At 60.8% G+C, this 17281-nt stretch carries 13 protein-coding genes; 12 read left to right on the top strand and 1 reads right to left on the bottom strand.

Features of this window, described 5'->3' with window-relative positions; translation table 11 throughout:
- Window positions 1–173 precede the first annotated feature (173 nt).
- The 4 genes from ilvD to ilvC all read left to right on the top strand — a co-directional run bounded on the left by ilvD (window position 174) and on the right by ilvC (window position 5835).
- Window positions 174–1922 carry a dihydroxy-acid dehydratase gene (gene ilvD, locus JMA46_RS11550; protein WP_207345482.1) on the top strand — a complete coding sequence of 583 codons (1749 nt, stop codon included), beginning with the start codon at window positions 174–176 and terminating at the stop codon, window positions 1920–1922.
- A gap of 400 nt (window positions 1923–2322) precedes the next feature.
- Complete coding sequence (locus tag JMA46_RS11545) at window positions 2323–4212, top strand: acetolactate synthase large subunit (protein ID WP_207345481.1); 1890 nt, start codon at window positions 2323–2325, stop codon at window positions 4210–4212.
- A gap of 3 nt (window positions 4213–4215) precedes the next feature.
- A complete protein-coding gene (gene ilvN, locus JMA46_RS11540; RefSeq protein ID WP_207345480.1) occupies window positions 4216–4728 on the top strand; it encodes an acetolactate synthase small subunit in 513 nt (170 codons plus the stop codon).
- An 81-nt stretch (window positions 4729–4809) separates the two neighbouring features.
- Window positions 4810–5835, top strand: coding sequence for a ketol-acid reductoisomerase (gene ilvC / locus JMA46_RS11535; protein ID WP_207345479.1), 1026 nt, complete (start codon window positions 4810–4812; stop codon window positions 5833–5835).
- Window positions 5836–5942: 107 nt separating this feature from the next.
- Here the strand turns inward: ilvC and JMA46_RS11530 are convergent, their stop codons facing one another.
- A complete protein-coding gene (locus tag JMA46_RS11530) occupies window positions 5943–7112 on the bottom strand; it encodes an ROK family transcriptional regulator (protein WP_207345478.1) in 1170 nt (389 codons plus the stop codon).
- A 354-nt stretch (window positions 7113–7466) separates the two neighbouring features.
- Between JMA46_RS11530 and JMA46_RS11525 the strand changes: the two genes are divergently transcribed.
- The 8 genes from JMA46_RS11525 (at window position 7467) to serA (ending at window position 17125) form a co-directional block, all read left to right on the top strand.
- A complete protein-coding gene (locus JMA46_RS11525) occupies window positions 7467–8723 on the top strand; it encodes an extracellular solute-binding protein (RefSeq protein WP_247647253.1) in 1257 nt (418 codons plus the stop codon).
- A 22-nt stretch (window positions 8724–8745) separates the two neighbouring features.
- Window positions 8746–9657, top strand: a complete 912-nt coding sequence (locus JMA46_RS11520) for a sugar ABC transporter permease (RefSeq protein ID WP_207345477.1) — start codon at window positions 8746–8748, stop codon at window positions 9655–9657.
- A gap of 85 nt (window positions 9658–9742) precedes the next feature.
- A complete protein-coding gene (locus JMA46_RS11515) occupies window positions 9743–10576 on the top strand; it encodes a carbohydrate ABC transporter permease (protein ID WP_247647252.1) in 834 nt (277 codons plus the stop codon).
- Between the two features lie 13 nt (window positions 10577–10589).
- Entirely contained in the window at window positions 10590–11546 is a 957-nt protein-coding gene (locus tag JMA46_RS11510; protein WP_207345475.1) for an ROK family protein, read from the top strand.
- Window positions 11540–13132 (top strand): M81 family metallopeptidase, encoded by a 1593-nt coding sequence (locus JMA46_RS11505; protein WP_348770135.1) that lies wholly within the window; start codon window positions 11540–11542, stop codon window positions 13130–13132. The genes JMA46_RS11510 and JMA46_RS11505 overlap by 7 nt, the downstream gene beginning before the upstream one ends.
- Before the next feature lie 3 nt (window positions 13133–13135).
- Window positions 13136–14494 (top strand): alpha-L-fucosidase, encoded by a 1359-nt coding sequence (locus JMA46_RS11500; RefSeq protein WP_207345474.1) that lies wholly within the window; start codon window positions 13136–13138, stop codon window positions 14492–14494.
- A gap of 2 nt (window positions 14495–14496) precedes the next feature.
- On the top strand, window positions 14497–15246 hold the full coding sequence (locus JMA46_RS11495; RefSeq protein WP_207345473.1) for a copper homeostasis protein CutC: 750 nt from the start codon (window positions 14497–14499) through the stop codon (window positions 15244–15246).
- A gap of 283 nt (window positions 15247–15529) precedes the next feature.
- A complete protein-coding gene (serA, locus tag JMA46_RS11490) occupies window positions 15530–17125 on the top strand; it encodes a phosphoglycerate dehydrogenase (RefSeq protein ID WP_348770134.1) in 1596 nt (531 codons plus the stop codon).
- Window positions 17126–17281 lie beyond the last annotated feature (156 nt).

Below are 17281 nucleotides of genomic sequence, written 5' to 3'. Positions count from 1 at the left end.
TCCTTGACTGTGAAATCGAAAAGTCCCGTTGAGAGTCAGATCACACCAAAGGGGTGGATTTCTCCCGAAATTCCGTGGGTTTCATCGAAGAAAAATTCCTCGCTTCGATGGGTTCGTCACGACTCGAACCGGCACAGTGGCTTGGATCACGCTTTCGGTCGTAGACTGCCAGCATGAGCGTGGACACCAATTCAAATGAACCAGCAGGCGACGTCGTTCGGACAGCGGACGGCAAGCCAGACGTCAAACCCCGCAGCAGGGTGGTCACGGACGGCATTCATGCCTCCCCGGCCCGCGGTATGTTCAGGGCCATCGGCATGGGCGACGACGATTTCCGCAAGCCACAGATTGGTGTGGCCAGTTCGTGGAATGAAATCACCCCCTGCAACCTGTCCTTGAACCGGCTGGCGCAGGGCGCCAAGGAGGGCATCTTCGCCGCCGACGGCTTCCCCATGCAGTTCGGCACCATTTCCGTCTCCGACGGCATTTCCATGGGACACGAAGGGATGCATTTCTCCCTTGTCTCGCGTGAGGTCATTGCAGATTCCGTTGAGACCGTCATGATGGCTGAGCGGCTCGACGGTTCGGTGCTGCTGGCCGGCTGCGACAAATCCCTGCCGGGCATGCTCATGGCCGCAGCCCGCCTGAACCTGGCCAGCGTGTTCCTCTATGCCGGTTCGATCATGCCCGGGTTTGCCAAGCTCGAGGACGGCACGGAGAAGGAAGTCACCCTGATTGACGCCTTCGAAGCCGTCGGCGCCTGCGCCGCCGGCAAGATGAGCATGAAGGATCTTGACTCGATCGAGCGGGCCATCTGTCCCGGCGAAGGTGCCTGCGGTGGCATGTACACCGCCAACACCATGGCGTGCATCGGTGAAGCCCTCGGCATGTCGCTGCCTGGCTCGGCCGCCCCGCCCAGCGCCGACCGCCGCCGCGACATGTACGCACGCAAGTCCGGCGAGGCCGTTGTCCACCTGCTGGAAAAGGGCATCTGTGCCCGGGACATCATGACGAAGAAGGCCTTTGAAAATGCCATCGCCGTCACCATGGCCTTCGGGGGCTCCACCAATGCGGTGCTGCACCTTCTGGCCATCGCTCGTGAGGCACAGGTGGACCTGACGCTTCATGACTTCAACCGCATTGGCGATAAAATCCCGCACCTGGGTGACCTGAAGCCGTTTGGCCGCTACGTCATGTTCGACGTGGACAAGATTGGCGGCGTGCCCGTCATCATGAAGGCACTACTCGACGCTGGTCTCATCCATGGCGACTGCCTCACCGTCACAGGCAAGACAGTCGCGGAAAACTTGGCTGAGATCAACCCGCCGGACCCCGACGGCAAGGTGCTGCGTGCGCTGGACAACCCCATTCACAAGACGGGCGGCATTACCATCCTGCACGGCTCCATGGCCCCGGACGGTGCTGTTGTGAAGAGCGCAGGCTTCGACCTGGACGTCTTCGAGGGCACCGCCCGAGTTTTTGAACGTGAGCAGGGCGCATTGGCCGCCTTGGACAATGGAGAAATTCACGCCGGGGATGTCGTGGTGATCCGCTACGAAGGGCCCAAGGGCGGACCCGGCATGCGCGAGATGCTCGCCATCACCGGCGCCATCAAGGGTGCCGGTTTGGGCAAGGACGTCCTCCTGCTCACTGACGGCCGTTTCTCCGGAGGCACTACCGGGCTGTGTATTGGCCATGTGGCCCCTGAAGCGGTCGACGGCGGGCCCATCGCCTTCGTCAAGGACGGAGACAGGATTCGGGTCGACATCGCCAAGCGCTCCTTTGACCTGCTGGTGGACGAGGCCGAGCTGGAGGCGCGCAAGGTCGGTTGGGAACCTCTGCCAGCCAAGTTCACCACGGGTGTACTGGCCAAGTACGTGAAATTGGTCAACAGCGCCTCCACCGGCGCCTACTGCAACTAGGAGCTGCCTGCCTGAACCGTGCGAGCACACGGTTCAGGCAGGTGCCTCCGACTCGGTGCCCACTAGGTGGACTACATGTCCACATAATGAGATAGTGGCGGTGCTGTTTGACACTCCGGAGCGGAAAACGGGAGACTACTCTTATGCAAACAAAGCTCCCAGTCGTCATTAGCTAGCGCGTGACACGAAATGACCGCACCCATGGTCATGGGCCTTGTGATTTTCTTCGATGAGAGAACGTCACCACACGTGCATACCCCTCGTTGAGAGCCTTATGGGCTGAGGGGTTTTTTTGTTTCCACCACCAGCGGCAACTCGTATCACTGCGTGTACCATCCAGAATTAGACGCAAACTAAAGAAGATTTACCCAAAAGCATGAGTTCCCCAAAGGAAGAACCGATGAGTAAAGGAACGCCCGCCAGCCCCGCGCTGATGGCCGCCAAGTCCTCCGGGCACGGTGCGCAAGGCAGCACCGCCTCAGGTGTCGTGAGCACAAGAAGCCAAGCCTCCGACGTCGTAGGTCCCAACAATGTTGTGGCCCCCGTACAGATGAGCGGCTCCGAAGCCCTCGTCCGCTCGCTTGAAGAACTTGGTGTCAAGGACATTTTCGGTTTGCCCGGTGGTGCAATCCTTCCCACCTACGACCCCCTCATGGCCTCGGATCTAAACCACATTCTGGTTCGTCACGAGCAAGGAGCCGGCCACGCCGCCCAGGGCTATGCTCAGGTCACGGGTGAAGTTGGCGTCTGTATCGCCACGTCAGGCCCTGGCGCCACTAACCTGGTGACAGCCATCATGGATGCGCACATGGACTCGGTTCCGCTCGTGGCCATCACCGGCCAGGTCTCCAGCGCCGTCATCGGCACGGACGCCTTCCAGGAAGCTGACATTGTCGGCATCACCATGCCCATCACGAAGCACTCATACCTGGTCACCGATCCCAACGACATTCCGCGCGTTCTGGCCGAGGCCTTCCACCTGGCCTCAACCGGGCGCCCCGGCCCCGTTCTGGTAGATGTGTCAAAGGATGCCCAGGTGGGCCCCATGACGTTCTCGTGGCCGCCGGTTATCGACCTGCCCGGCTACCACCCCGTCTCCCGCGGCCATTCAAAGCAGCTGCGTGAAGCAGCCCGCCTGATCCGCCAAGCCACCAAGCCCGTGCTGTACGTCGGCGGCGGCGTCATCAAGTGCGACGCCTCGGCAAAGCTCATGGTCCTCGCCGAGCTGACAGGCATCCCCGTAGTCACCACCTTGATGGCCCGCGGCGCCTTCCCTGACTCGCACCACCTGCACGTGGGCATGCCCGGCATGCACGGCACGGTTTCTGCCGTGACCGCACTGCAACAATCGGATCTGCTCATCACCTTGGGCGCACGCTTTGACGACCGTGTGACGGGTGTGCTCAGCAGTTTCGCACCGCACGCCAAAGTCATCCACGCTGACATTGACCCGGCCGAGATCTCCAAGAACCGCACGGCCGACGTGCCGATCGTAGGCTCCCTAGCGGAGATCATTCCGGACCTCACGGTCGCCATCAAGGCTGAATTCGACGCCAACGGCACCCCCGACCTGGGCGATTGGTGGGCGTTCCTGGGCAACCTGCGCGACACCTACCCGCTTGGCTGGACCGAACCCGAAGACGGACTCATGTCCCCGCAGCGCGTCATCTCCCGCATCGGCGCACTGACAGGACCCGAAGCCGTTTACGCGGCAGGCGTGGGGCAGCACCAAATGTGGGCTGCACAGTTCATCAAGTACGAGCGTCCCCGCTCCTGGCTCAACTCCGGTGGCGCAGGAACCATGGGCTACTCGGTTCCGGCAGCCATGGGTGCCAAGGTCGGCAATCCGGACCGCGTGGTGTGGGCCATCGATGGCGACGGCTGCTTCCAGATGACCAACCAGGAACTGGCAACCTGCCGCATCAACAACATCCCCATCAAGGTTGCCATTATCAACAACTCGTCCTTGGGCATGGTGCGTCAATGGCAGACGCTGTTCTACAACAGCCGCTACTCCAACACCGACCTGAACACCGGGCACGACACCATCCGTGTCCCGGACTTCGTCAAACTGGCCGAGGCCTATGACTGTGTTGGATTGCGCTGTGAACGCGTTGAAGACATTGACGCCACGATCGAGGCTGCGCTGGCCATCAATGACCGCCCCGTTGTGATCGATTTTGTGGTCAGCCCGGACTCCATGGTGTGGCCGATGGTCCCGTCAGGGGTCAGCAACGACCAAATTCAAGTTGCCCGGAACATGACCCCGGTGTGGGACGAGGAGGACTAAGACATGGCTCGACATACTCTTTCCGTACTGGTTGAAGACAAGCCCGGTGTGCTGACCCGCGTGGCCAGCATGTTTGCCCGCCGTGCGTTCAACATCAACTCCCTGGCCGTTGGTCCCACCGAAATCTCCGGGATTTCCCGTATGACGGTTGTGGTGGACGCCGACGGAAACTTGATTGAACAAGTCACCAAGCAACTCAACAAACTTGTCAACGTCATCAAGATCGTTGAACTGGTTCCCGAGAACTCCGTGCAGCGAGACCATATTCTGGTCAAGGTGCGCGCTGATGCCGCCACGAGATTGCAGGTCACCCAAGCCGCCGATCTCTTCAGGGCCTCAGTGGTGGATGTGTCCACAGACTCATTGACCATCGAAGCCACCGGCTACGCTGACAAGTTGTCCGCTCTGCTGAACGTCCTGGAGCCTTTCGGCATCCGGGAAATTGTGCAGTCTGGCACCCTGGCTGTTGGCCGCGGATCCCGCTCCATGAGCGATCGGGCCCTTCGCGCCTCCTAGCCTTGGGGCGCAAGCCCTGCCGTGCCGCATGAAATACTTTTTCTATCAGCACCACCCACCATTTATTCAAGGAGTTTCACAGTGACTGAGATGTTCTACGACGACGATGCAGACCTGTCCATCATCCAGGGTCGCAAGGTCGCCGTCATCGGCTACGGCAGCCAGGGCCACGCACACGCACTGAGCCTGCGCGATTCCGGCGTCGACGTCCGCGTCGGCCTGAAGGCAGGCTCCAAGTCCATCGCCAAGGCCGAGGCCGAGGGCCTGCGCGTCCTCAGCGTCGCCGAGGCAACAGCCGAAGCTGACTTGATCATGATCCTCACCCCGGACCAGGTCCAGCGCTTCGTTTACGCCGAGGACATTGCCCCCAACCTGAAGGCTGGCGACGCGCTGTTCTTCGGCCACGGCTTCAACATCCGCTTCGGCTACATCACCCCGCCGGCCGACGTCGACGTTGCCTTGGTTGCCCCGAAGGCCCCTGGACACACAGTGCGCCGCGAATTCGAAGCAGGCCGCGGCATTCCCGACCTGATCGCCGTCGAGCAGGACTTCACCGGCGGTGCCAAGGCACTGGCTCTGTCCTACGCCAAGGGCATCGGTGGAACCCGTGCAGGTGTCATCGAGACCACGTTCACCGAAGAGACGGAAACCGACTTGTTCGGCGAGCAGGCAGTGCTCTGCGGCGGCACCTCACAGTTGGTGCAGTACGGTTTTGAGGTGCTCACAGAAGCTGGCTACAAGCCGGAGATTGCCTACTTCGAGGTGCTGCACGAGCTCAAGCTGATCGTTGACCTCATGTGGGAAGGTGGCATCGCCAAGCAGCGCTGGAGCGTTTCCGACACCGCTGAGTACGGCGACTACGTCTCCGGCCCGCGCGTTATCACCCCGCAGGTCAAGGAGAACATGAAGGCGGTTCTCGCTGACATCCAGAGCGGTGCCTTTGCAACCCGCTTCATCAACGACCAGGATGCCGGCGGACCGGAATTCATGGCGCTGCGCAAGAAGGGTGAAGACCACCCGATCGAGGCCACCGGCCGCGAACTGCGTGGATTGTTCTCTTGGATCAGTAACAGCGATGACTACACCGAAGGCTCCGTAGCCCGCTAGAACCGCTTGCTCAGTGCAGCAGCTGGCTGCTAGTTTGCCCATGTACGACGGCGCCTGTCGGTCCCGAAAGGGACCTGGCAGGCGCCGTCGTGCTTTATTCAGATAGGCTACCGGGTGCTTCCGAGATCGCTGAGTATTCTGTTGAGTACTAGGTAAGCGGCGCCGTAGAGACCCGAATCGGGACCAGTGGTGGCGGCACCAATGTGTATTTTTTGCGTCATGAGTGGGTGGCAACCTTCGTAGATGCGGCTGCGCACGGCGGCGATGAACAATTCACTGGAGGCCATGCGCCCGGTGAGGAACAACGAATCTGGGTTGAAGAAGTTCACAATCGTTGCCAGAACTTCGCCCAGATGGGTGCCGGCGGTGCGTAGAGCCGTAGTGGCGAGGGGTTCGGCACTGTGCACGAGTTTTAGGACATCGGCTGTCGTGGAGACGTCCACCCCCTGACGTTGCAACTGACGTACTAGGCCTGCACCGCTGGCCACCGTTTCCAAACATCCCATGTTTCCGCAGGAGCACGGATTGTCTTTGGCGCTCTCCACGCGCGTGTGGGTGACGTCGCCAGCAGCCCCCGTGGCACCGCGATGCAGGCGCCCGCCCACGATGATGCCCGCACCGATGGCTGTGCCGGCCTTGACGGTGATGCTGTGCTGGTTTGGTCCGAGACTAGCGTGGTGCTCGCCGAGTGCACTCAGATTCGCGTCATTGTCAACGACGACGGGCACGCCCAATTGATCCTCCAGCCAGTCCCTGATTGGGAATCCTGCCCAAGCTGGCATCCGGGACGGCAACTGGACTGTACCGGCCCCCACGTTTACGGGACCCGGCAGGCCAATTCCTACCCCGCGCAGCCCCTGACGGTCCAGCCCGGCAACACCGGATATGTGCGCCCATGCTTCCTGAACGGCCGTCAGTGTGGCTTCCGGACCCGATTCGATACTGACCGCCACCGAATGTGTGGACATTAGCTTTCCCGTGAGTGAGAACCTGCCCAGACGAACGTGCCTGCTGCCGAGGTCCGCCGTAAGGATCTGTCCCCGGTCCTCCTCCAAGCGCAAGAGACGCGGTTTACGTCCGCCCTTGGACGCTCCCGTGCCGTCTTCGACCAGAATACCAAGCTCCGTCAGTTCAGCGATGCGCAGTGAGACCGTAGAGGGTGCCAGGCCCATCCTTTTTGCCAGCTCGGCACGGGTGGTCGCCGTTCCGTGGGCCACCAGTGAAATGATGTGCTGCGACTGTCCGGGAATCGAGGACGTTGGTTTGTTATCCTGCATGTACTTTTCCTTGCTGTCGAAATAAGAAGATTCGCCTGCCATTGTCAGCATAGGCATACGAGGAGATAAGTTGCCGGCCGACTTGGCAGCCTGAAATATTCCGTCAAGTTTGTGACCAGAGCATCGGATTCTAGGCTATTTTCATAGATTATGGCTCTGATACCAACCAGACATCCGATGACTGGCTTGATGATCTCAACATGATCTGCGACACTTACTTTACGCGAGGTTGACTGGAAGTCAGATCGATAATCGAACTAAGTTAATTCTAGGGCATCGCACAAAGAACCCCATCATCATACGTCGAACGATACTTGGCATCTTGAGTGCCATTACCCGAGGAGCAATTTTTCAATGAAGAAAGCACACATCGGCTTTATGGCTGTTGCGGCTGTCGCTTCGCTGGCACTATCCGCCTGTGGCGGCGCCTCTACCGGAGGGGGAGCCTCCGAGAACAGCGTTGTGATTGACATGTGGTCAGGAAGCGAAGATGACACTGCCGCACTGAATGCACAGCTGGCCATTGCCAAGGAAGAGCACCCCGAGCTCGACATCACCATGCGCACCGCCCCCTGGGGTGATTACTTCACGAAGATGACCACCAACATGGCCTCGGGCAACATGGCGTGCATCTCAGGAATGAATTCAGGGCAGCTCTCTGGTTACACGGCAGGCTTCCAAGCGCTCAGCGAAGCGGATTTGAAGACAGCCGGCCTGGACGCTGCGGACTTTGCGCCGGGTGCCCTGGAAATCCTGCAAAACAAGGGGGAAATGTACGGTGTGCCATTCGATATGTCCACCATGTTGGTGTACTACAACGCCGATCAGTTGAAGGCCGCCGGAGCCAAGACCCCGGAAATTGGCTGGACGTTCGAGGACTTCGAGCAGACCGCCAAGGCGGCTACCACGAAGGGCAAGATGGGCCTCGGCATCGGCATGGGTGACTTCCAGTGGCAGGCACTGCCCATCTCTAGGGCAGGCGTTCAGCCCGTCACCGAAGACGGCACACTAGACCTGACTAACCCGGACTTCGTCAAGGCCTCCGAATGGTACGGCGACCTCGTCACCGTGCAAAAGGTGGCCGCTCCCGTAGCCAGCGCCTCCGACGCAGGTTGGGGCGAGAACCAATTCTCCAGTGCCAACGCAGCCATGGCAGTTGATGGCACTTGGAACGCAGTTGGCTACCTGAACAACGATCCCGGTTTCGAAGCGGGTATGGCACCGCTGCCCGCCGGAAAGAACGGTTCGTTGGGTCTTGTCCTGGGCTCGGGCTTTGGCCTGGCAAAGGACTGCAAGAACAAGGATGCAGCCCTGAAGGTTCTCGGTTCGCTCCTAGGCCAGAAGTCACAGGACTACATCGCCACCTCAGGCCGCAGCTACCCGGCACGTCTGTCCTCACAGCCGCTGTACTTCGAAACCATCGATGCTAAATACCGCAACCAGGTCAAGAGCACCTTCGAAGCCGCGTTTGAAAATGTCCAGGGTCAGCGCGTCAGCGACAACTGGTCCAAAGTTGGCACGTTCATCCAGCCGAACCTTGTCAGCGTTTACAACGGCCAGGACACCATGGCCAAGGTGCTCGATTCAGCGCAGCAGCAGTTCGCTAAGTAAGTATTAAGAAAGTCTCAACCTTATGACTACCACCGTAAACGACCGCGGTCGCAATACGATGGCCAAGGCTGAATCCCGTCAGGCGCTGGGCTTTGTTAGCCCAGCCCTGATCGGGTTGGCCCTGTTCACCGTTTTACCAGTTGCTCTATCCATCGTCATGGGATTCTATGACTGGCCGACCTATGGCGAGAAGAAGTTTGTCGGTTTCGACAATTACGCCAAATTGTTCACTAGCAGCCCCGACTTCTGGCCGGCGCTTCGTAATACGGCAGTGTTCACCATCTTGTACGTTCCCGTGAGCGTCATTTTGTCCCTGACACTGGCTCTGTCACTGCACGAGCGCATCCGAGGTCGTGCCGCACTTCGCATTCTCTTCTTTATCCCGGTGGTCACCCCCATGGTTGCCAACGTTCTGGTGTGGAAGATGATCCTCCAACCTCAGGGCATGCTTAACGGGCTATCCATGGAGTGGTTTGGTTTCCAACTGCCGAACTTCCTGGCCGACCCACAGTGGGCCATGGTCATGGTTGTCATCATGTCCGTCTGGCAGGGCTTGGGCTACAACATGCTGATCTTCTCGGCTGCCTTGGAACAGCTTCCAGATTCCGTCATGGAGGCCGCCAAGCTCGACGGCGCAAGCGGTCTGACACTGTTGTGGAAGGTCAAGGTGCCACTCATTTCGCCATCGATTTTCTTTGCCAGTGTGATGACCTTGATTTCTTCGTTGCAGGTCTTCGTTCAGCCACAGCTGCTCACAGGCGGTGGGCCCGGCAATGCCACCCAGCCCCTCGTGCAGTTCATTTACAACCAAGGATTCAAGTTCCAAGACCTAGGCCTTGCCGCAGCGGCTGGCTGGATCTTGTTCGCTATCATCATTGTCCTGACCGCGGCGCAGTTTGTAGCGCAGAAAAAGTGGGTGCACTATGAGCACTGATGTCCTGGAATCCTCCTTAGAGTCGGAGTCAGTAGTTAACCGGCAAGAACCAAAAAGAAGGAAAGTCAAGAAGCGCCATGACCCCATGTCACGCGGAGAGCGTGTGCGGCTGGTCTTCCAGCATGCGGCCATCTACATTGCCGCACTGATCTTCATGGCTCCTTTGGTTTACGCGTTTTTCTCTGCGTTGAAGCCCAATGGTGAAATGTTTGCCACCCCCCCGCGCCTAGTCGGCTCGGAGCTGCGGTGGAGCAACTTTGCTGCCGTCTTCGAATACGGCCCGTTTGTCACCTACATTGCCAACTCATTCTTCGTCGCCATCGCCGGAACTCTAGTGGTTCTCTTTGTTTCCACCACGGCCGGTTATGCTTTCGGTCGTTTGCGCTGGAAGGGTCGTGACGCGATCTTCGTCTTGTTCCTGGCCACCTTGATGGTGCCACAGGAGGTCATTGTCATCCCCATGTTCACCCTCATGCAGTGGTTGGGCTGGGTCGACACTTATCCGGCGCTCATCCTGCCGTTTGCCTTTACCGCTTTCGGCACGTTCTTGATGCGTCAATTCTTCCGTGGCATTCCTTTTGAACTTGATGAGGCGGCCCGCGTTGACGGTGCCGGTCCCATCAGGACCTTCGTGCAGATCATTCTGCCGCTGTCCAAGTCCGGGGTGGCCGTCTTGTCCGTCTTCACCTTCATGTCATTCTGGAACTCCTACCTGTGGCCACTTATTGTCACGGTGGACTACAACAAATTGGGCACGCTGCCTGTTGGTTTGGCATCCTTCTCCGGCTTGACGGGAACCCGTTGGGATCTGCAGATGGCGGCGGCAATCATCTCCATGATCCCCACCACCATCTTGGTCATTGCGCTACAGAAGCACCTGGTCAAGGGTATTTCCATGGCAGGTCTGGGTGGCCGCTGACATGTGTGAAAGCATGACAAACACCGTAGTGGCCGGCATTGACTTAGGTGGCACAAAAACCACGGCGATCCTCTGCCGGCACGACGGCGCCATTGCGGCGCAAGCCACGATTGCCACCCCAGCCCTTGAGGGCGGCCCGGCAATGAGTGCCGCCGCGGCATCACTGGTCGCCGAATTGGCGGCAGCCTCTGGACTGCACGTGGCAGCGGTGGGAGTCGGCGCGGCCGGGGTCATTGATCAGAAAACCGGCGTGGTCAAGGCCGCATCGGCGTCGTTCAACGACTGGGCAGGCTTCCCGCTTGCCGCGGACCTTTCCACCCGGCTTGGCGTCGGCGTCGTTGTTGACAACGACGTGAACGCCTTCCTGTGCGGGGAAATGGCCTACGGGGCACTGGCTGGGATGAGCAATGCGATCGGCATCATGCTCGGTACCGGTGTTGGCGGTGCCCTTGCACTGGACGGATCCGTCTTTGCCGGGCCCCGCGGTGCGGCCGGAGAGATTGGGCACACCCCCGGTTTCGGGACGCTGGCGTGCAGCTGTGGCCAGCTCGGGCACTTGGAAACCTTGGCTTCCGGGCGTTCCATCGCACTGCGTTACACGGATCGATCAGGGCGTCCCGCAAATGGCGCTGCCGAGGTGGCGGTGCTGGCTAGGGGCGGAGACACAGATGCCCTGGCCGCCTTCGAGGCGGCCGGCGCTGCGCTGGGCCAGGCCATCGCCACGACCGCCACGTTTCTGGACGTTCAGGACGTGGTCATTGGGGGCGGTGTGCGCGGGGCATGGGATCTGCTGGAGCCGCCGCTTCTACGCATGCTTGAGCACAACATGCCCGTCTCCGGCTATCCTCTGATCGTTCATCCGGGCAGCCTTGGCGGCCACTCGGCCGTCTTGGGCTCGGCTGCCGCAGCCTGGGAATCTCTTGAACTTGTAGCTCACCCCACCACCATGAAAGTAGGATCCTCGTGTTGAACCCGACCGAGCCAGTGGATGCGTCACAAATCTGGAGGGGCCCACTGTCTCCCTTGGCCCCCGGCGGAATCTCTCTCCCGCGCATCGGCATTGCCGGCATCGCCATTGAATCCAGCACCTTCAGCCCGCACGTCAGCGGTGACGAGGCCTTCACCGAACGCCGCGGTGAGGAACTCATGGCCTACTACGGTTTCTTGAACCCGGGCGACGAGCTGCGCGAAGCCGCGGACTGGGTGCCGCTGGTGCAGGCACGCTCGCTGCCCGGTGGCGCCGTGGACCCTGCCACCTATGCACGCCTGAAAGCAGAAATTCTTGACGGCATCCGTGTACAGGGCCCTTTCGACGCCTTCTGGTTCGACATTCATGGCGCCATGAGCGTGGTCGGTATGGAAGACGCCGAAGGCGACTTGGGTGCAGCCGTCCGCCAGGAGTTGGGCGCGGACACGTTCGTATCCACCTCCATGGACCTGCACGGGAATGTGTCTCGGGAACTGCTGGATGTTTCGGATCTGATCACCTGCTACCGCATGGCACCGCACGAGGATGCTTGGAATACCAAGCAGCGCGCCGTCCACAATATGCTGGAGCGCCTGCGCGGGGAACACGGAAGTAACATTGATGCCCGCCGCCCCTACAAGGCGTGGCTGCAGGTACCCGTGCTATTGCCGGGGGAAAAGACCAGCACCCGCATTGAACCGGCGCGTACACTGTACGCCGCGGTGCCCGAAGTTGAGGCCATGGACGGTGTTATTGACGCCGCCATTTGGGTGGGCTACGCCTGGGCGGATGAACCGCGCTGCCAGGCCGCCGTCGTGGTCACCGGCGATGACTCTCGTGCCGTGAAGGAAGGTGCCGAGCGGCTGGCCCGGGCCTACTGGGATGCCCGCGACGAGTTCGTGTTCGTGGCCGACGCGCTGCCGCTGGCCGAGAGCCTGGATGCCGCCCTCGCAGAAGGTGCCCCGCGACCGTATGTGGTCTCGGACTCCGGCGACAACCCCACCGCCGGTGGTGCCGGGGACGTGTCCTGGACGTTGGGTGAGTTACTTACACGCCCGGAATTTGCCGACGGCTCGAGCACCGTGGTGCATGCCTCCATCTTTGACGCCGAGGCTGTGGCACAGTGCGTGAGCGCCGGCGTTGGTGGTACCGTCTCGCTGCATGTTGGTGCCCAGGTCGACGCCGGACCCAGCGGTCCCGTGGCCCTTGAGGGCACCGTCTTCTCCATCACCGAGGGTGACAAGGACGCCGGAACTCAGTCCGTGGTCAAGGCCGGCGGGGTGTACGCGATCATCACCGAACGACGCAAGCCCTTCCACCACATTCACGACTTCACGATGCTTAGCATCGACCCGCACGCGATGGATGTTGTGTGCGTGAAGATTGGCTACTTAGAGCCTGAACTTTATGAACTGGCAGCCGGGTGGAAGCTGGGCCTGACACCCGGCGGTGTGGACCAGGACCTGCTGCGCCTAGGCCACAAGAATCTGGCCCCCGGTGTGTTCCCGTTTGCGGGCGTCTCGGCCGCGGAGCCGGAATTGGCAGCAGTTGTGAGCCGTGTACAGGCAGGAAAGGTTGAGGAGCACTAGAAAATGTTGAACTTTGAAACACGCGTGGGCCCGGACTTCGGCACTAACGCTCCGAGCTACCCGCTCAACGAGGTGCCGAAGTGGTACCGCGACGCCAAACTGGGGTTCTTCATCCACTGGGGCCTGTACTCCGTCCCTGCTTGGGCAACAGCCCACGGCGAAGGCGGCGTACCCACGGAGGACGCCTACGCCTATCACCAATACGCGGAATGGTACGGGAATACGGTGCGCATCCCAGGCAGCCCCAGCTGGATCCGGCATCAGGAAAAGTACGGCACGGGCACCAGCTACGAGGACCTGGCCGAGCACTGGGACGCGGGCAACTTCGACGCTTCCGAGTTTGTGGGCAAGCTGCGCGCAGCCGGTGCCCAGTACATTATTCCCACCACCAAGCACCACGAGGGATTCTGCCTCTGGGACACCGAAAGCACTGAATTCAACTCGGTCAAGCGTGGGCCCAAACGGGATCTGATTGCTGAGCTGGGGGTGGCCACCCGTGCCTCCGGAGCACGTTTTGGTGTGTACTTTTCCGGTGCCCTCGACTGGCACGTGAGTGACTTCCCGCCCATCGAGTCGGACACGGACCTGTTCCGTTTCCGCCGCAATGACGAGCAGTTCGCCAAGTACAGCGCGGCGCAGTTGGAAGAGCTTGTAGCCCGGTTCTCCCCGGATATTCTGTGGAACGACATCGAGTGGCCCGATGGTGGCAAGGGCACCGAAGACTACGCTGTTGCAGCCGTGTTGCGCCGCTACTTTGACGCTGTTCCGGAGGGTGTGGTCAACGACCGCTGGGGTGTTCCTTACCACGGCTTCATGACGCGTGAATACCGCCATGTGGAGGAAATCATTGAGCAGCCGTGGGAATCCACCCGTGGTCTGGGTTACTCCTTTGGCTATAACCAGGATGAGGGACCGGAGCACTCGCTTTCCGGTGAGGCATTGATTCGCCTGCTCGTGGATGTTGTGTCCAAGAACGGCAACCTGCTCATCAACGTTGGACCTCGCGCAGATGGCACCATTCCGGAGCTGCAGGAAGCCGCCATGGCCGCCATGGGCGCGTGGTTGGAAACCAACGGGAACGCCATTTACGGTACCCGTCCGTGGATCCGTCCCGGTGACGCACTGGGTGGTTCGCCGGTATCTTACACCACCAAGGGTGCGGAGTTATTCGTGCTCGCTGCCGATCCGGCCACAGGGTTCATCACACTGCCCCCCGAGCTGTGCGGCGCTGGTCAGCTTTCCTGGATTAACGGCACCGGTGCGTTTGTGGATGCCGCCGTTGGTGCTGATGGCGTGGTAGATATTCCGGTGGAATTGCGCACCAGCGCCGTTGCTGTGGCCATGATCGCGGGAGTCAACTGAGCATGAACATTCAGAGTGTCGATGGCGGGCGCCGCCCCGTGCTGGAGATTGCGGTGCAGGATCCGGACGGCGCCGCGGCGGCCATGGCCGCAGGGGCGGACAGGCTGGAGTTGTGTACCGGGCTGTCTACCGGCGGGCTGACTCCCTCGATCGGCCTGGTCGAGGCAGTTGTAGCAGCCGCCGGGCCGGGACGTGTGCACGTTCTGGTCCGCCCGCGCGAAGGCGGATTTGTCTACACCCCGGCCGAGGTTGATGTCATGGTCCGTGACGTCCAAGCCCTGGCCGCCAAACAGGGGGTTGGTGGAGTGGTGATTGGTGCCCTCGTTGACGGAGGTGCGCTGGATGTTGACGCGACCACACGCCTAGTTGCTGCTGCGGGGGAGCTGGAAGTCACATTCCACCGCGCTATTGACGTCTGCCCCAACCCGGTGGAGGTGTTGGACGGGCTCATAGAGCTTGGTGTTACCCGGGTGCTGACTTCCGGCGGTGCTGCACGCAGCATTGAGGGCATAGACACAATCGCTTCCCTCGCCGCCCGTGCAGGTGACAGCCTGGTGATCCAAGCCGGTGGCGGGGTCCGGCCACAGGACATTCCCACGCTGGTGAGCGCCGGTGCCAAGGCCGTCCACCTCTCGGCGAGACGGGCGGAGAACCTTGCCGGCCCCAGCGGCCACGGGGGTGGCGCCCAAAGCTACTCTGTCACGGACCCGGACATTGTTTCTGCTGCTGTGGCGGTTCTCACCTCGCTGTAGCTGCGAGGCTTCTGGCCAAATCATTCACGCCCGAGGGCGCCTGCCGGACCCACCAAGGTCCGGCAGGCGCCCTCGTACTTTCCCCTGTAAAGATGACCATAGTGTGGACAAACCATGTCCAATGGTGTGATATGTGTCGCTTGCGTCGCCCGTCATGGCGATTGTTACGGCAAGGAAGCCGGACTCCCATAAACTGGAGTCCGGCTTTTTTGTTGAAAGCACAACTGAAAAACCATCACCAAAATCCCCACAAGAACATAACCGAAAGCTAAAGAGGTCACCGGTGACAGCCACCAAGCCAGTAGTACTCCTCGCAGAGGAACTTTCGCCCGCCACCATTGAGGCGCTGGGTCCGGATTTTGAAATCCGCCAGACAGACGGAGCCGACCGTGCAGCCCTGCTGGCCGCGATTGTTGACGTTGACGCGATCCTGGTTCGCTCCGCAACACAGGTAGATGCCGAGGCCATTGCCGGAGCCAAGAAATTGAAGATCATTGCACGCGCCGGTGTGGGGCTGGACAACGTGGACATCAAGGCTGCAACGCAGGCCGGCGTCATGGTGGTCAACGCGCCGACGTCGAACATTGTCTCCGCTGCTGAACTGACCATCGGGCACATCCTGTCCCTGGCCCGCCACATTCCCGCCGCCAGCACCGCGCTGAAGAACGGCGAGTGGAAGCGTTCCAAGTACACCGGCACCGAACTGTTGGAAAAGAAGCTGGGCATCATCGGTCTGGGCCGTATTGGCGCACTCATCACCGAACGAGCCAAGGCCTTCGGCATGGAAATCGTCGCCTACGACCCCTACGTCACCTCGGCCCGCGCCGCCAGCCTCGGCGTGCAGCTGCTCAGCTTTGACGAGCTCCTGGAGCAGTCCGACTTCATCACCATCCACATGCCGCGCACCCCCGAGACACTGGGCATGATCGGCACCGAAGCATTCAAGAAGATGAAGAAGAGCGCCTACGTCATCAACGTGGCCCGCGGTGGCCTCATCGACGAAGCAGCCCTGAACACGGCACTGCGCAACGGCGAAATTGCCGGCGCCGGCATTGACGTCTTCGTCAAGGAGCCCGCCACCGACGTGGACTTCCTTGAACTCGACAACGTCATTGCCACCCCCCACTTGGGCGCCTCCACCGGCGAAGCCCAGGAAAAGGCAGGCGTTTCCGTGGCCAAGTCCGTCCGCTTGGCGCTGGCGGGGGAACTCGTCCCCGACGCCGTCAATGTCGCCGGCGGAGTCATTGACCCCGCTGTGCGCCCCGGCATCCCGCTCATCGAAAAGTTGGGCCGCATCTTCACCGCCCTGACCCACGCCTCGGTGACCCAGATCGACGTCGAGGTTGCCGGTGAAATCGCCGCCCTTGACGTCAAGGCGCTGGAACTCTCGGCGCTGAAGGGTGTGTTCAAGGATGTTGTCTCCGAGCAGGTCTCCTACGTCAACGCCCCGGTCCTGGCTGAGCAGCGTGGTATCAACACCCGCCTGATCACCACGCTGGAGTCCGCCGACTACCGCAACATGCTGACCATCCGCGGCGCCCTGTCCGACGATTCGCAGATCTCCGTCTCGGGTACGTTGACCGGCCCGAAGCAGATCCAGAAAATAGTTGACGTCAACGGTTACGAGCTGGAAATCCCGATGAGCGACCACCTTCTGGTCATCTCCTACGCGGATCGTCCCGGCGTGGTTGGCTCCTTGGGTCGCCTGCTGGGCGAGAACGGTGTCAACATCGCCGGCATGCAGGTTGCCCGCCACAACGAAGGCGGCCAGGCACTGGCACTGATCACGGTTGACAGCTCCGTACCGCAGTCGCTGCTCGAAGACATCAAGAATGAAATCGGCGCCACCATGGCCCGCGAGGTCGACCTGGAAGACTAGCACTTCCTGAAAGTCGGAGTCGCGATTTCCGGAGCGGAAATCTTACTGCCCGCAAGGGGATCGCGACTCCGGCGTTCCCACTGAGGTGGGGACGCCGGCGTCGTCCATCCTGCTTCCGTAGCGGTGAGAACGGGGAGTTTTTTGCTTCCTGACGTG

Origin of the sequence: Arthrobacter sp. E3, assembly GCF_017353415.1 — a bacterium.
Lineage (GTDB): Bacteria > Actinomycetota > Actinomycetes > Actinomycetales > Micrococcaceae > Specibacter.
The sequence above is the reverse complement of the archived record's forward strand: the minus strand, read 5'-3'. Positions and strand labels throughout refer to the sequence as shown.

What these genes read in the sequence shown, in the direction of transcription:
- JMA46_RS11510 (WP_207345475.1), top strand. Translation starts at nt 10,590, where the DNA reads ATGACAAACACCGTAGTGGCCGGCATTGACTTAGGTGGCACAAAAACC.
- JMA46_RS11515 (WP_247647252.1), top strand. Translation starts at nt 9,743, where the DNA reads ATGTCACGCGGAGAGCGTGTGCGGCTGGTCTTCCAGCATGCGGCCATC.
- JMA46_RS11545 (WP_207345481.1), top strand. Translation starts at nt 2,323, where the DNA reads ATGAGTAAAGGAACGCCCGCCAGCCCCGCGCTGATGGCCGCCAAGTCC.
- JMA46_RS11495 (WP_207345473.1), top strand. Translation starts at nt 14,497, where the DNA reads ATGAACATTCAGAGTGTCGATGGCGGGCGCCGCCCCGTGCTGGAGATT.
- ilvD (WP_207345482.1), top strand. Translation starts at nt 174, where the DNA reads ATGAGCGTGGACACCAATTCAAATGAACCAGCAGGCGACGTCGTTCGG.
- JMA46_RS11520 (WP_207345477.1), top strand. Translation starts at nt 8,746, where the DNA reads ATGACTACCACCGTAAACGACCGCGGTCGCAATACGATGGCCAAGGCT.
- ilvN (WP_207345480.1), top strand. Translation starts at nt 4,216, where the DNA reads ATGGCTCGACATACTCTTTCCGTACTGGTTGAAGACAAGCCCGGTGTG.
- JMA46_RS11525 (WP_247647253.1), top strand. Translation starts at nt 7,467, where the DNA reads ATGAAGAAAGCACACATCGGCTTTATGGCTGTTGCGGCTGTCGCTTCG.
- JMA46_RS11500 (WP_207345474.1), top strand. Translation starts at nt 13,136, where the DNA reads ATGTTGAACTTTGAAACACGCGTGGGCCCGGACTTCGGCACTAACGCT.
- JMA46_RS11530 (WP_207345478.1), bottom strand. Translation starts at nt 7,112, where the DNA reads ATGCAGGATAACAAACCAACGTCCTCGATTCCCGGACAGTCGCAGCAC.